This window comes from Archangium violaceum, assembly GCF_016887565.1.
GTDB lineage: Bacteria > Myxococcota > Myxococcia > Myxococcales > Myxococcaceae > Archangium > Archangium violaceum_B.
In genome coordinates this window covers 3,846,191-3,859,399 of record NZ_CP069396.1, presented here as the reverse complement: position 1 = coordinate 3,859,399, position 13,209 = coordinate 3,846,191, and the positions used below count along the sequence as shown (strand labels likewise).

General features: G+C 67.1%; 17 protein-coding genes. All 17 read right to left on the bottom strand.

Features of this window, described 5'->3' with window-relative positions; translation table 11 throughout:
• Nucleotides 1–92: 92 nt before the first annotated feature.
• The 17 genes from JRI60_RS16010 to JRI60_RS15930 all read right to left on the bottom strand — a co-directional run bounded on the left by JRI60_RS16010 (nucleotide 93) and on the right by JRI60_RS15930 (nucleotide 13,197).
• Nucleotides 93–659, bottom strand: a complete 567-nt coding sequence (locus JRI60_RS16010; RefSeq protein WP_204226729.1) for a hypothetical protein — start codon at nucleotides 657–659, stop codon at nucleotides 93–95.
• Nucleotides 660–896: 237 nt separating this feature from the next.
• Nucleotides 897–1,463 carry a hypothetical protein gene (locus JRI60_RS16005; protein ID WP_204226729.1) on the bottom strand — a complete coding sequence of 189 codons (567 nt, stop codon included), beginning with the start codon at nucleotides 1,461–1,463 and terminating at the stop codon, nucleotides 897–899.
• A 237-nt stretch (nucleotides 1,464–1,700) separates the two neighbouring features.
• A complete protein-coding gene (locus JRI60_RS16000; RefSeq protein ID WP_204226729.1) occupies nucleotides 1,701–2,267 on the bottom strand; it encodes a hypothetical protein in 567 nt (188 codons plus the stop codon).
• 221 nt (nucleotides 2,268–2,488) lie between these two features.
• On the bottom strand, nucleotides 2,489–3,055 hold the full coding sequence (locus JRI60_RS15995; protein WP_204226729.1) for a hypothetical protein: 567 nt from the start codon (nucleotides 3,053–3,055) through the stop codon (nucleotides 2,489–2,491).
• A gap of 103 nt (nucleotides 3,056–3,158) precedes the next feature.
• On the bottom strand, nucleotides 3,159–3,638 hold the full coding sequence (locus JRI60_RS15990; protein ID WP_204226728.1) for a SycD/LcrH family type III secretion system chaperone: 480 nt from the start codon (nucleotides 3,636–3,638) through the stop codon (nucleotides 3,159–3,161).
• A gap of 4 nt (nucleotides 3,639–3,642) precedes the next feature.
• Nucleotides 3,643–4,119, bottom strand: coding sequence for a hypothetical protein (locus JRI60_RS15985; RefSeq protein ID WP_204226727.1), 477 nt, complete (start codon nucleotides 4,117–4,119; stop codon nucleotides 3,643–3,645).
• 50 nt (nucleotides 4,120–4,169) lie between these two features.
• Nucleotides 4,170–4,451 (bottom strand): EscU/YscU/HrcU family type III secretion system export apparatus switch protein, encoded by a 282-nt coding sequence (locus JRI60_RS15980; protein ID WP_204226726.1) that lies wholly within the window; start codon nucleotides 4,449–4,451, stop codon nucleotides 4,170–4,172.
• Nucleotides 4,452–4,463: 12 nt separating this feature from the next.
• Nucleotides 4,464–5,528, bottom strand: coding sequence for a type III secretion system export apparatus subunit SctU (sctU, locus tag JRI60_RS15975; RefSeq protein WP_204226725.1), 1,065 nt, complete (start codon nucleotides 5,526–5,528; stop codon nucleotides 4,464–4,466).
• A 15-nt stretch (nucleotides 5,529–5,543) separates the two neighbouring features.
• Nucleotides 5,544–6,362 carry a flagellar biosynthetic protein FliR gene (locus JRI60_RS15970; protein ID WP_204226724.1) on the bottom strand — a complete coding sequence of 273 codons (819 nt, stop codon included), beginning with the start codon at nucleotides 6,360–6,362 and terminating at the stop codon, nucleotides 5,544–5,546.
• On the bottom strand, nucleotides 6,359–6,625 hold the full coding sequence (gene fliQ, locus JRI60_RS15965) for a flagellar biosynthesis protein FliQ (RefSeq protein ID WP_204226723.1): 267 nt from the start codon (nucleotides 6,623–6,625) through the stop codon (nucleotides 6,359–6,361). The genes JRI60_RS15970 and fliQ overlap by 4 nt, the downstream gene beginning before the upstream one ends.
• Nucleotides 6,626–6,632: 7 nt before the next feature.
• On the bottom strand, nucleotides 6,633–7,460 hold the full coding sequence (sctR, locus tag JRI60_RS15960; RefSeq protein ID WP_430384382.1) for a type III secretion system export apparatus subunit SctR: 828 nt from the start codon (nucleotides 7,458–7,460) through the stop codon (nucleotides 6,633–6,635).
• Between the two features lie 13 nt (nucleotides 7,461–7,473).
• Nucleotides 7,474–8,130, bottom strand: coding sequence for a FliO/MopB family protein (locus tag JRI60_RS15955; RefSeq protein ID WP_204226722.1), 657 nt, complete (start codon nucleotides 8,128–8,130; stop codon nucleotides 7,474–7,476).
• A gap of 152 nt (nucleotides 8,131–8,282) precedes the next feature.
• Nucleotides 8,283–9,665 (bottom strand): type III secretion system cytoplasmic ring protein SctQ, encoded by a 1,383-nt coding sequence (gene sctQ, locus JRI60_RS15950; RefSeq protein ID WP_204226721.1) that lies wholly within the window; start codon nucleotides 9,663–9,665, stop codon nucleotides 8,283–8,285.
• A complete protein-coding gene (locus JRI60_RS15945; RefSeq protein ID WP_204226720.1) occupies nucleotides 9,662–10,642 on the bottom strand; it encodes a flagellar hook-length control protein FliK in 981 nt (326 codons plus the stop codon). Before JRI60_RS15945 ends, sctQ begins: the two co-directional genes overlap by 4 nt.
• Nucleotides 10,643–10,681: 39 nt before the next feature.
• Nucleotides 10,682–11,173, bottom strand: coding sequence for a flagellar assembly protein FliH (locus JRI60_RS15940; RefSeq protein ID WP_204226719.1), 492 nt, complete (start codon nucleotides 11,171–11,173; stop codon nucleotides 10,682–10,684).
• Between the two features lie 36 nt (nucleotides 11,174–11,209).
• The gene (sctN, locus tag JRI60_RS15935) at nucleotides 11,210–12,520 is read right to left on the bottom strand and encodes a type III secretion system ATPase SctN (RefSeq protein ID WP_204226718.1); all 1,311 of its coding nucleotides are present in this window, start codon (nucleotides 12,518–12,520) and stop codon (nucleotides 11,210–11,212) included.
• A 2-nt stretch (nucleotides 12,521–12,522) separates the two neighbouring features.
• Nucleotides 12,523–13,197 carry a FliH/SctL family protein gene (locus tag JRI60_RS15930; RefSeq protein ID WP_204226717.1) on the bottom strand — a complete coding sequence of 225 codons (675 nt, stop codon included), beginning with the start codon at nucleotides 13,195–13,197 and terminating at the stop codon, nucleotides 12,523–12,525.
• Nucleotides 13,198–13,209: the final 12 nt, after the last annotated feature.

Below are 13,209 nucleotides of genomic sequence, written 5' to 3'. Positions count from 1 at the left end.
CTCGAAATGAAAACGGGTGCCCACGCTCTCGCGGGCACCCGCTGTTGTATCACGGTCCTGAAAGACCGGGAAAGTAGCCCCACCCGGCCGGACTAGCCGCGGGTGTTCTGGATGATCGACTTGCTCATTTCGTGCAGGGTCTGCAGCATGTTGGTCATCAGCTGGCTGATGCGCGCCGTCTTCTGCATGGCCGCCTGCATCGCCATCTCCTTCTGCTGCGCAGGGGGCAGGCCGTCGAACATCGACGCGGCCTCAGCGCCCATGTTCTCGGCGATCATCGACCGGGCGTTGGAGGGGTTGAACTGACCTCCCTGGTTGGCCATACCGACCGGGCTGCCGGCCGTGGTGTTGCCCGCGCCACCCGCCGCCGCCGTGCCACCGGTGGCCGCGCCGCCGGTGATTCCCCCGCTGCCCACGATGCCCGTGTTGCCGTTGGGGGCGCCCGGGGCGCCGATGTTGGCGGAGGACGGAGCGGGCAGACCCAGCTGCTTGGCGATGGTGTCCAGCAGGCTCTTCTTGGCGCCCTCAAATCCGGACTTGAAGAAGTCGCCAACGACGCTCTTCAGCGTGTCCTTGATTCCGTTGAGAACCTGCCCGCCGATGCCGCCGATGAGGTTGCCGAGGTTGAGCTTGGGAAGCTGAAAGCCGCCGATCTTCATGGTTTCTCTCCGGGTGAGGGGCAGCACCAGTGCCGCCCGCCTTACATACAGATTATCGCAACTGCCTGGCCGGAGTTTCCTCGGGGATTTATTTTCCCGATTTTTTCTCCGCCTCGAGGCTTCGGACGGGAAGCACCCCTCGAGGACCCCCAAAACGAACAGCGGGTGCCACGCTCTCGCGGGCACCCGCCGTCTGCTGCATCCAGGGCCTTTTGGAGCTGGCCCCACCCGGCTGGACTAGCCGCGGGTGTTCTGGATGATCGACTTGCTCATTTCGTGCAGGGTCTGCAGCATGTTGGTCATCAGCTGGCTGATGCGCGCCGTCTTCTGCATGGCCGCCTGCATCGCCATCTCCTTCTGCTGCGCAGGGGGCAGGCCGTCGAACATCGACGCGGCCTCAGCGCCCATGTTCTCGGCGATCATCGACCGGGCGTTGGAGGGGTTGAACTGACCTCCCTGGTTGGCCATACCGACCGGGCTGCCGGCCGTGGTGTTGCCCGCGCCACCCGCCGCCGCCGTGCCACCGGTGGCCGCGCCGCCGGTGATTCCCCCGCTGCCCACGATGCCCGTGTTGCCGTTGGGGGCGCCCGGGGCGCCGATGTTGGCGGAGGACGGAGCGGGCAGACCCAGCTGCTTGGCGATGGTGTCCAGCAGGCTCTTCTTGGCGCCCTCAAATCCGGACTTGAAGAAGTCGCCAACGACGCTCTTCAGCGTGTCCTTGATTCCGTTGAGAACCTGCCCGCCGATGCCGCCGATGAGGTTGCCGAGGTTGAGCTTGGGAAGCTGAAAGCCGCCGATCTTCATGGTTTCTCTCCGGGTGAGGGGCAGCACCAGTGCCGCCCGCCTTACATACAGATTATCGCAACTGCCTGGCCGGAGTTTCCTCGGGGATTTATTTTCCCGATTTTTTCTCCGCCTCGAGGCTTCGGACGGGAAGCACCCCTCGAGGACCCCCAAAACGAACAGCGGGTGCCACGCTCTCGCGGGCACCCGCCGTCTGCTGCATCCAGGGCCTTTTGGAGCTGGCCCCACCCGGCTGGACTAGCCGCGGGTGTTCTGGATGATCGACTTGCTCATTTCGTGCAGGGTCTGCAGCATGTTGGTCATCAGCTGGCTGATGCGCGCCGTCTTCTGCATGGCCGCCTGCATCGCCATCTCCTTCTGCTGCGCAGGGGGCAGGCCGTCGAACATCGACGCGGCCTCAGCGCCCATGTTCTCGGCGATCATCGACCGGGCGTTGGAGGGGTTGAACTGACCTCCCTGGTTGGCCATACCGACCGGGCTGCCGGCCGTGGTGTTGCCCGCGCCACCCGCCGCCGCCGTGCCACCGGTGGCCGCGCCGCCGGTGATTCCCCCGCTGCCCACGATGCCCGTGTTGCCGTTGGGGGCGCCCGGGGCGCCGATGTTGGCGGAGGACGGAGCGGGCAGACCCAGCTGCTTGGCGATGGTGTCCAGCAGGCTCTTCTTGGCGCCCTCAAATCCGGACTTGAAGAAGTCGCCGACGACGCTCTTCAGCGTGTCCTTGATTCCGTTGAGGACCTGCCCGCCGATGCCGCCGATGAGGTTGCCGAGGTTGAGCTTGGGAAGCTGGAAGCCGCCGATCTTCATGGTTTCTCTCCGGGTGAGGGGCAGCGCCAGTGCCGCCCGCCTTACATACAGATTATCGCAACCGCTCGGCCGGAGTTTCCTCGGGGATTTATTTTCCCGATTTTCTCCGGGGCGAGGCACCTCTCGAGGGCCACAAAAACGAACAGCGGGTGCCACGCTCTCGCGGGCACCCGCCGTCTGCTGCATCCAGGGCCTTTTGGAGCTGGCCCCACCCGGCCGGACTAGCCGCGGGTGTTCTGGATGATCGACTTGCTCATTTCGTGCAGGGTCTGCAGCATGTTGGTCATCAGCTGGCTGATGCGCGCCGTCTTCTGCATGGCCGCCTGCATCGCCATCTCCTTCTGCTGCGCAGGGGGCAGGCCGTCGAACATCGACGCGGCCTCAGCGCCCATGTTCTCGGCGATCATCGACCGGGCGTTGGAGGGGTTGAACTGACCTCCCTGGTTGGCCATACCGACCGGGCTGCCGGCCGTGGTGTTGCCCGCGCCACCCGCCGCCGCCGTGCCACCGGTGGCCGCGCCGCCGGTGATTCCCCCGCTGCCCACGATGCCCGTGTTGCCGTTGGGGGCGCCCGGGGCGCCGATGTTGGCGGAGGACGGAGCGGGCAGACCCAGCTGCTTGGCGATGGTGTCCAGCAGGCTCTTCTTGGCGCCCTCAAATCCGGACTTGAAGAAGTCGCCAACGACGCTCTTCAGCGTGTCCTTGATTCCGTTGAGAACCTGCCCGCCGATGCCGCCGATGAGGTTGCCGAGGTTGAGCTTGGGAAGCTGAAAGCCGCCGATCTTCATGGTTTCTCTCCGGGTGAGGGGCAGCACCAGTGCCGCCCGCCTTACATACAGATTATCGCGGGGACCTTCCGGGAGTTTCCTCCCCTATTTTCTCCCGCCTTTTTCAGCGCCTTCCCAGCGCCTCCAACATCGCGGAGGCCTTGGCGTGGACCGGGTCGCCGTCGTTGGTGAGCTGGGCCGCGCGGCGCAGATCCTCCGCCGCCTGGGGCTTCTGGCCCATGGCGAGCTTCACCTCGGCGCGGCCCACGTAGGCGGCGGCGTCGTTGGCGGCCAGCTTGAGGGCCACGTCATAGGCGGCCAGAGCGCCCTGCGGGTTGCCGGCGGCCATCTCCACCACGCCGAGCGCCTTGGCGAAGTAGGCGTCCGCGGGGTTGACGGCATAGAGGCCCTGGAAGAGCGTGCGCGCCTCGTTCACCCGGCCCTGGTAGTAGAAGAAGTAGGCCGTCTTGGCGATGGCGTACAGCTCATCGTCCGTGTAGCCGCGCACGTCGCGCAGCGTGGCCTTGCCATCCGCCCAGCGCTGCATCATCGCCTGGAGCTTCGCCTCGTCCTGCGCGGGGTTGTTGCTGTCCGATGCGGCCATGGTGCTAGTAACCCTCTTCCTGCTGCTCCTCGCGCATGCGGCGCTGGATGTCCTGGATCTCCGAGTGGACCTGGCCCACCAGCGCCAGCATCTGCGCCTCGCGCTGCAGCAGACCCTTCAGGCGATCCATGCGCTCCGGCGGCGCGTTGATGCGCCCCAGGCTCCGCTCGAGTTGCTGCCGCTGCTCGCCCTCGGCGCGCCCGGCCACGCTGGCCAGGTACGGCCGGTCCGCGAAGCCCTCCAGGTCCGCGTCATGCCCCTTGGGGTTGGGCGGCGTGGGCAGGCGGATCTCCTCCGAGGAGTGCGCCGGGCCGATGAAGTCCAGCAGCGCCGCCGAGGCGAGCGCCGGGTTCTTCGGGTTGCCAACCTTGCGCTTCTTGCGATCGAGCTGGGCGGGATCGACCAGCTTCTCGCGTACCGCACGGGGTCCCCCCCAGGGCCAGAGGGGTGCTCTCGGGGGCTGATTGTTTATCTTGGCCATGGTCTGGAACGAACCTCACTCCATTTGGGGGGCTACAGTCTACTCCACCCTCAGCGTTTGCCGCCTGCCTGCTGCTCGCGCTGCAGCTCGTAGATGAAATTGAGGATCTCCGCGACCGCGTCGTACAGCTCCTCGGGGACCTCCTGGCCCACGTCGATGCGGTAGAGCGCGTTGGCCAGCGGCACGTTCCTCATGATGGGGATGTTGTACTGCTTGGCTATCTCGCGGATCTTCTCCGCCTTGATGCGCATCCCCTTGGCCACCACACGAGGCGCGACATCCTTCTCCTTGTCGTACTTGATCGCGATCGCCATCTCGACATCTTCACTCATGGGAACCTCGCGTCAGGCCCGCGCCGCGGGGGTGGGGTTCTTCAAGCCGTAGACAAAGTTGAGCACCTCGGCGACCGCGTCGTACAGCTCCTCGGGGACCTCCTGGCCCACGTCCACGCGCAGCAGCGCGTGCGCCAGGGGCACGTTGCGCAGCGTGGGCACGTCCGAGTCACGCGCGATGGACTTGATGCGCTCGGCCTTGAAGTCGATCCCCTTGGCCAGCACCTTCGGCGCTCCGTCCGAGTCCTTGTCGTACTTGAGCGCCACGGCCACGTGGTCCGGGTTGGTGACGATGACGTCGGCATCCTTCACGGCCTCCATCTGCGCCCCCTCCAGCAGCTCCTGCGCCATCTCCTTGCGCTTGGCCTTCTGGTGCGGATCGCCCTCGCTCTCCTTGTACTCCTTCTTCACTTCCTCCTTCGACATCATCATGTCCTTCATGAAGGACTTGCGCTGCCACCAGACGTCGAAGATGGCGAAGAGGAAGAAGACCAGGCCCACGCGCATGGCGACGCGGTACACCAGCTCGCCCATCACCGCCATGATGGTGGGAATGTCCCGGCGCACCGTCTCCACCACCAGGGGCATGGCGTCGCGCACCACGCCATAGGTGACGTAGGCGGTCACGGAGATCTTCGTCAGGTTCTTGATGAGCTCGATGATCTGCTTCTTGCCGATGAGGTTCTTCGCCCCCTCGATCGGGTTGAGCTTCTCGAGCTTGGGCATCAGCGGGTCCATCGTGAACAGCGAACCCACCTGGAGGAAGTCCACCAGGCCTCCCACGATCCCCACGGCCCCCACGACCGGCAGGGTGAGCGCCAGCATCGTCTGAAGCCCCATCAGCATGAGCTGGTAGGTGGCCTTCTCCAGATCCTCCGGGTGGGCGATGTGATCGAAACTGAACTGGAAGAGCTGGGTGACCTGCTCCTCCACGCTGGACCACGTGCCCTTGACCACGCCCAGGCCCACGAGGAGCCCGAACACGCCGGTGAGGTCCTTGCTCTTCCAGACCTGTCCCTTCTTCTTGGCGTCGTCGAGCTTCTTTTGTGAGGGTTCTTCTGTCTTTTCATCGGACATGGCGAGAACCCCGGATCAGCCGAGCAGCTGTACCGCGTCGCGCAGCATGGCGAGCATGTCCGCGAAGTCGGTCTGCATCCGCCCCATGATGAGGCCGAGCGACATGAAGACGATGACGACGCCCACCAGCGGCTTGATGGCCATGGAGATGAAGAACACCTGAATCTGGGGCGCCACGCGGTTGATGGCTCCCAGCGCCAGGTCCGTCAGGAAGGCGGCCAGCATGGCCGGCGCGGACAAGGCGATGGAGATCTTCAGCAGGTCCGCGAAGGAGCGGATCATCAAATCCATGAACGGCCACATGCCCTGGCTGAAGCGCGGAAAGCGATCCAGGGGCACGATGGCGAAGCTCTCGGCGAGCGCCTCGATGACCAGGTGGTGACCGTTGAGGGTGAGGAAGAGCACCACCGCGAGCTGCACCTTGAGGCTGGAGAAGATGGACACCTGCTGCCCGAGCTGCGGCACGTACAGCTGGGCGTTGTTGCTGCCGGACATGGTGTCCACGATGTTGCCGGCCACGCGCGCCGCCTCGAAGACCATGTTGACGATCATGGCCAGCGACACGCCGATGAAGATCTCCTTGAGCATCAGCCCGATGAAGGGCAGCGCGCTGGTGGGGATGGCCCCCATGCGCGCGCTCACCGCCGGGAAGAGCACCACGGAGAGCGTGACGCCCACGCCCATCTTGATCTCCGTGGGCACCACCTCGCCGCCCAGGAACGGCGAGAGCACCAGCACCGGCATGATGCGGCACAGGAGCAGGCCCACGGTGAAGATGACGAGCGAGAGGTTGGCCTGCTCCGTCAGCTTCGCGATGACCTCGGAGACGTTCATCTGGCGATGAGGGCCGGGAACTGATCGAAGACGTGGAACGTGAAGCGCACCAGCTGGCTGCCGATCCACGGACCGGTCAACGCCAGCACGCCGAACACCGCGACCACCTTGGGCGCGAACGAGAGCGTCTGCTCCTGGATCTGCGTGGTCGCCTGGAAGATGGCGATGATCATGCCGACCGTCAGGCCCATGAGCACCGGCGGCGCCGACACCACGAGCACCAGATAGAGCGCCTGCTGCAGGATGGAGTTGAGCTGGTTCATGTGCGTCTCACAGGTAGCCGACGACCAGGCCCTTGGCGATGAGGTACCAGCCGTCGACGAGGACGAAGAGGAGCAGCTTGAAGGGCATGGAGATGGTGGTGGGCGAGAGCATGTGCATGCCCAGCGCCAGCAGGATGTTGGCCACCACCATGTCGATGACGATGAAGGGCACGAAGAGCAGGAAGCCGATCTGGAAGGCCTCCTTCAGCTCGGACACCACGAAGGCCGGGACGACGATCATGAAGTCCCGGTCGGTGATGTCCTGCCGATCCTCCTCCGTGGTCCGCATCTTCTTGGCCAGGTTGAAGAAGAGCGCGCGGTCCTTGTTGGTGATCTTCTTGATGAGGAACTCGCGCAGCGGCTCGCGGGACTTCTTGGCCGCCTCCATCAGGTTGCCCACCGTCTCCGAGGACAGCAGGCTGGGCCCCTTGGACAGGATGTCCACCTCGGAGGCCCGGTACATGGCCTGTCCCACCGGGGCCATGATGTAGACCGTGAGGATGATGGCCAGGCCGGTGATGACCTGGGTGGGAGGAATCTGCTGGGTGCCCAGTGCCGAGCGCACGATGGAGAGCACCACGGAGATCTTCACGAAGCTCGTCACCATCATCAACACGAAGGGGACGAGCGACAGGGCGGCCAGCGCCAGCATCAGCACCAGCGGCCGCGAGGCGAAGGAGTCGGGGCTCACCGACTCGACGGCCACGGCCTCGGCGCCGGAGCCACCGCCCCGCTTGGCGGCGAAGGCGATGAACGGATTCAGCGCGAACGCCATGGCGAAGAGCCACGGCACGATGCGGAAAGCGGGGAGGCGAACGGAAGGAGTGAGTCTCACGGGTCGTCTCTAATCAGGCGCCCGGCGGCTGGGTGCCGCTCGGTTGGGCAGGAGCGCCCGATGGGGAAGCATTGCGGCGGGCGAGGAGCTTCTGGAGGAAGGGGGACAGGGGAATCACGTTGGCCGGAGGCCGCTCGGAACGGATGCGCTCCACCGCCTCGGTATCGAGCTTCGACAGCAACTGCAGGCCACTCTCGCCACCGCCCACCAGCAGGTACTCGCCCGCGGCCTTCAACACGAACAGGGTGCGGCGCTGATCCAACGGAATCCGCTCCACCACCGACACCACCGCGGGGCGCCCCGTGGCCACGCCCTGCAACCCCATCAGCTTGCGCAGGCCCACGTTGAGCGTCAGGTAGATGGAGGCCAGCACCGCGCCGAACAGCAGCAGCGTGCGCGTCAGCATCCACCCGAGGCTCTCGGGCTCCTCATCCAGTCCGGACCCCGCCTGCCCCGTACTGGAGAAGGGGTCGGTGGCACCCTTCGTCGTGAGGTCCGGGGGCTCCGGAGACTTCGGCGTAGGCGCCAGAACGGGGGTGGGTGCCTGTGCGGCGGCGGGAGCCGGTGGCGTGGGCGAGGCGGTGGCCTGGGCCCGGGCCGAGGACGCGAGCAGCACGCATGCGCACGCCACGAGGGCCGGACGCAGGAGGAAAGCGGGAAACACTGCCATGGTGGGTCGCGAGGCTAGTGCATCGGGCAAGAGACCGCCACGGTCCCCCCTGCCCTGCCCCATCGCTCGCCTGCCTGGGTCACCCCTCCGCGGCACGCTCTGGTCTTCTCGTCGCAATGCCACGGTGGTGCCCCCGAACCGGACGATGGACCTCAGCCCGCGAGCGAGAGGACCCGCACGCCCAGCTGCCCCTCCACCTCCACCAGCTCGCCCCGGGCAATCACCTTGCCGTTCACCGACAGGTCCACCGGCTCGCCCGGCGCCCGGCTCAGCTCGATGACCTGCCCCACCCTCATGGACACCACCTGGTCGGCCGTCACCGGCACCCGGGCCAGCTCCACGGAGATCTGCAGCGGGATGTCACCCAGCAGGTCGCCTGCATCCATTCTGTCGTCCAAGGCACCACTCTCCGACATAGGGTTGTTCATCTCGGGGTTGGTGAACTCCTCGTCCTCCCCCTCTCCGGACTCGCCCAGGGACTCCGCCGCGGCCTCGTCCGCCTCGGAGGGCACACGCCGCTGGAAGGACTGCTCCCCGAGCACCACCGCGGTGATGCGCGCCCGGTAGAGGCCCTCCTCGACGAGCACCTGCGCGTCCAGGCAGCCCACGCGCCCCAGTCCCAGGCGCAGCCGCGCGGTGCCCTCCTCGCCGCGGTCCGGCCGGGCCGTGAGCGAGTCCACCAGCACCACGTCCTTCACCCGGAGGCTCGACAGGTCGCGGCTGGAGATCTCCGCGTAGCCGATCTCCGCGCGCAGCCAGGCGCGCGTCGACGACAGGCGGCCCAGGTGCGACTGCACGTCCGCGCGCAGTTGCACCCGCCGCTGCTCGGCCACCTGCGCCGGCTCCATCACATCCAGCACGCCCGAGGGCACGAAGAGGCGCACCACGCCATCATGGGAGCCGAGCCGGGCGCGCAGCTGCACCACCAGCACCGGTCCCTCCTCGCCCAGCCGCGCCACCGCCTCGTCCACCCCGCGCGCCACGCCCTCCATCCGCAGCTTGGGCTGCCCCGGATCCATCCCCGGGCCCAGCGCCTTGAGCGCCTCGAGCAGGACGAAGCCCGCCACGCCCTCCTCGATGTCGGTGAGGGGCCGCAGGCCGACCGCCTCGCCCGCGCCTCCCAGCAGCGCGTCCACCGCCGCGTGCGCCAGGGCCAGCTCCACCTCCAGCACCGCGCGCCCGCGATGCGGACCGGGCACCAGGAAGGACAGGAAGGCCGGCTCCGCCATGTGGTGGCGCAGCTCGCCCGAGCCGAACACCTGCACCGTCTCCAGCGAGAAGCCCACCTGCGCGTCGAAGATGGCCTTGAGCCGGGCGCACAGCGCCTCGACGGCCTCCGCCTTCGGCGTCAACCACTTCAGACGCCCGGTGAGCCGGGACTCGGTGAGCGACACCTTCTCCAGCTTCTTGAAGGAGAAGGGGCGCCAGGGCTTCCCCGGCCCCGGGACCGGGCGCTTCAGTTGCCGGGTATCGACGACCATGGTGCGCTCGTGTTCGCCGGGACCATCGTCCGTATCGAGGTCGAGACGACTCATGACTTCGCCTCGATACGCAGGTCCTCAAGGGTGAGACCGCGTCCGGCCAGCGCGTTCTTGAGCCCCTCGCGCTGCTCCTCCAGCATCTTCAACACGTCCCGATCACCGCCGCTGAACACGGCGTGGATCTTCCCGTTCTTCGCGCTGAGCTTGATGGACAGGCCGCTGAGCACGTCGCTGCGCAGGTCGATCTGGAACTCCGCGTTGCCCGCGGCATTGGTGCCCACCCGCACCCGCTCGACGATCTTCTGGGCGATCTCATTGGCGATGGCGCGCAGCCGCTCCGAGCCCGCCGTGGGCTTGGGCTTCGCCACCGGCACGGGGGCCATCAGCGCGGGGTTGAAGCGGAAGCCAGCGGCCAGCTCCGCCCCGCCGTCCTTCTTGTCCTTGCCGTCCCCACCGCCCTTGCCACCGCCGTCCGCGTCCGTCTTGAGCGAGCCCTTGCTCCGGCCGGCCTGACCCGCCGCCGAGTTCTCGCTGCCCTTGGTGAGCGCCTCGCCGCGCTCGTTCAGGGCGTCGTCGGTGTTCTTGGCGTCCGCCAGGCGCGACTCGGCGCGCGTGTGGACCACGCCCTGATCCATCTGCCGGCCCTGGGCCGACTGGCTCGTCTGGGAGGAGTCCGTCTGACGACCCTGGGACAGCCGCTCGCCCTCGCCCGAGCGCGACTGCTGGACGCGCTCGTCCAGGGCCTTGCCCGTCTGACGCAACGTGCTCTTCTGGGCCTCGCCGCGCTGCTCCGTCTTGCCCTTGGCGTCGTTCTCCTTCAGCAGGCTGGCGAGCACGGACTTGCCCAGGCCCTGGTCCTGGGTCCGGGTCTGCTGCGTCTGCGCCTGCTGGGACTTCTGCTGCTGAACCAGCTTGGAGAAGGCGTTCTCGCCCTCCGTGCGCTGCTTCGTCTTGGACTCCTGGAGACGCTTCTCCTGGACCAGCCGCTCAGCAGCCTTCTGTGCCTGACGATCGTCTTCGACTCGGCTCATCGCGTCACACCACCAGACCAGACGGGGGGAACCCCGAGGTTACTTGCGCTGGCGCATCAGGAACAAGGTGTTCCCGATTTCCTCCTGGTTCAGCTCCTCCTTCGCCTGTCGCTCGGCGCGGATCTGCTTCTGCCAGGTCTCCTTGTGCTTCTCGATGGCCTTGAGCTCCTTGGCCGCCTCGGCCATCTCCCGCCGCCGCTGCTCCACCAGCTTCTCGGCGACCTTGATGGCTTCCTTCTGGCGCTCGATCTCCAGGGCCACCTGGGCCTCCTCGTCCTTGAGGCGGTCCTCGTAGCGGTTCATCATGGTGAGGCTGTTGACGCCAGTGGCGCCCTTGGCCATCACCTGCTGAAGGTAGGCCATCACCTTCTGCTTGCGCTCGGCCTTGCGCTTCTCGAGATCCTCCTGGAGGCGCTTGAGCTCGGCCTTCTCCTTCTCCAGCGCCTTGACGGCATCCGAGAAGGCCTGTTCGGCCTCCTCCTTGGCGCGCTCGCGCATCTCGAGCAGGACTTGCAACCGGTACGGAGGCATGGTGTCCGCATCCTAGCCCGGAATGCCCCCGCCCCGTTAATCCTCGAAGAGCCCGATGAGCTTCTGGACGGTTTCCTCGAAGGGGCTGTTGGAGTGGGTGTCCTGCTTGAGGAAGTCGATGATGGCGTCGTACTTGTCGATGGCGTAGTCCGTCCGGGGGTCCGTGCCGTACTGGTAGGCGCCCAGGAGGATGAGGTCGCGCTGCTTCTCGTAGGTCGAGAGCGTCTCGCGCAGCTTGCCGGCCGCCTTCTTGTGCTCCTTGGAGACGATGCCGCTCATCACACGGGAGAGGCTGGCCAGCACGTCCATGGCGGGCCACTGGTTGCGCTCGCCCAGGGCACGGTTGAGGATGAAGTGGCCGTCGAGAATACCGCGGACCTCGTCGGCGATGGGCTCCTCCATGTCACCGCCGGCCACGAGGCACGTGTAGATGGCGGTGCACTTGCCCTTGTCCGAGTTGCCCGTGCGCTCGAGGATGCGCGGCAGCATGGAGAACACGCTCGGCGGGTAGCCCTGGCGCGCCGGAGGCTCACCGATGGCGAGGCCGATCTCACGCTGGGCGCGGGCCAGACGGGTCACCGTGTCGAGCATGAAGAGCACGTTGCCACCGCGCTCGCGGAAGTACTCGGCGATGGCCGTGGCCACGTAGGCGGCGCGCAGACGCACCAGGCTGGGCTGGTCCGAGGTGGCGCACACCAGCACGGCGCGCTTCATGCCCTCCTCGCCCATGGCGTCCTCGATGAACTCGCGCACCTCGCGGCCACGCTCGCCAATCAGGGCCACCACGCTCAGGTCCGCCTGGGTGTTCCGGGCGATCTGCCCCATCAGCGTCGACTTGCCGACGCCTGAACCTGCGAAGAGACCCACGCGCTGGCCCTCGCCCACGGTGAGCAGCCCGTCGATGCAGCGCACACCCAGGGGCAGCGGGCGCTCGATGCGCTGGCGCTTGAAGGGGTCCGGGCAGTCGCGGTCCACCGACCAGTCGAGCATGCCCTCGGGCAGGGGCTTGCCGTCCATGGGCTCGCCAATGCCGTTGAGCACGCGGCCCAGCAGCTCCTCCCCGCACTTGATGGAGAGCGGCCTGCCCGTGGGGATGACCTCGCTGTCCGGGCCGATGCCGTACAGCTCGCCCAGGGGCATGAGCATGACCTCATCGCCCTGGAACCCCACCACCTCGGCCTTCACCGCGGCCCGGCTGGCGCCCTTGATGATGACGAGCTCGCCCACCCGCACGCCGGGCACGCTGGCCTTGATGACCAGACCCGTCAGCTCGGTGACGCGGCCGCGCACCCGGTACAGCGGCGCGTCCTTGATGAGGGAGTAGTAGCGCGAGAGATCGAGAGCCATGGCTACGGAGGGCCCTCCTTCTTGCCCTGGTCCGGGAACAGCACGTTCTGCAGCATCTCGAACTGGGTGGGCAGCTGCGCGTCCACCTTGCCGAACTCCGTCTGCACGATACAGCCCACCGGGGCGACGTCCGGGTCCTCGCGGATGGCCACATCCACCGCCCGGCCGATGAGCTCCATCAGCTCCGCCTTGCGCGCGCGCAGCACCGCCGCCGACTTGGGATTCACCCGGAGCACCACCGCCCGCGCGTTGCGCAGCTCCTCGATGGCCTTGGCGCAGATGTCCACCAGCAGCGTGGGATCGCGCTCCACGTCGCGGCCGATGATCTTCTCGGCGATCTTGCACGCCAGGGCCACCACGTCCTGCTCCTGCTGGGCGAGGATCTCCCCCGCCTGCATCTTCGCGCGCAGGATGAGCTCCGTGGCCTGGGCCATGCCCTCCTGCTTGCCCTGCTCGCGCGCCTTGGCCAGCACGTCCTCGCGCTCCTTCTGGGCCTCCGCGAGGATGCGCTCCTTCTCCTTCTGCGCCTCCTCGATGATGCCCTGGGCGCTCTGCCGGGCCTCGAAGACCTCGGCGTTCATCACACCCGGGCGCGGAGGCCGCAGCACCGGCCGATCTCCCCCAGAGGGTGCCGGCTCGGCCGCCGAGTCACCCTTGATCACCTTGCCGATCGCCATGGAAAGCTCCTT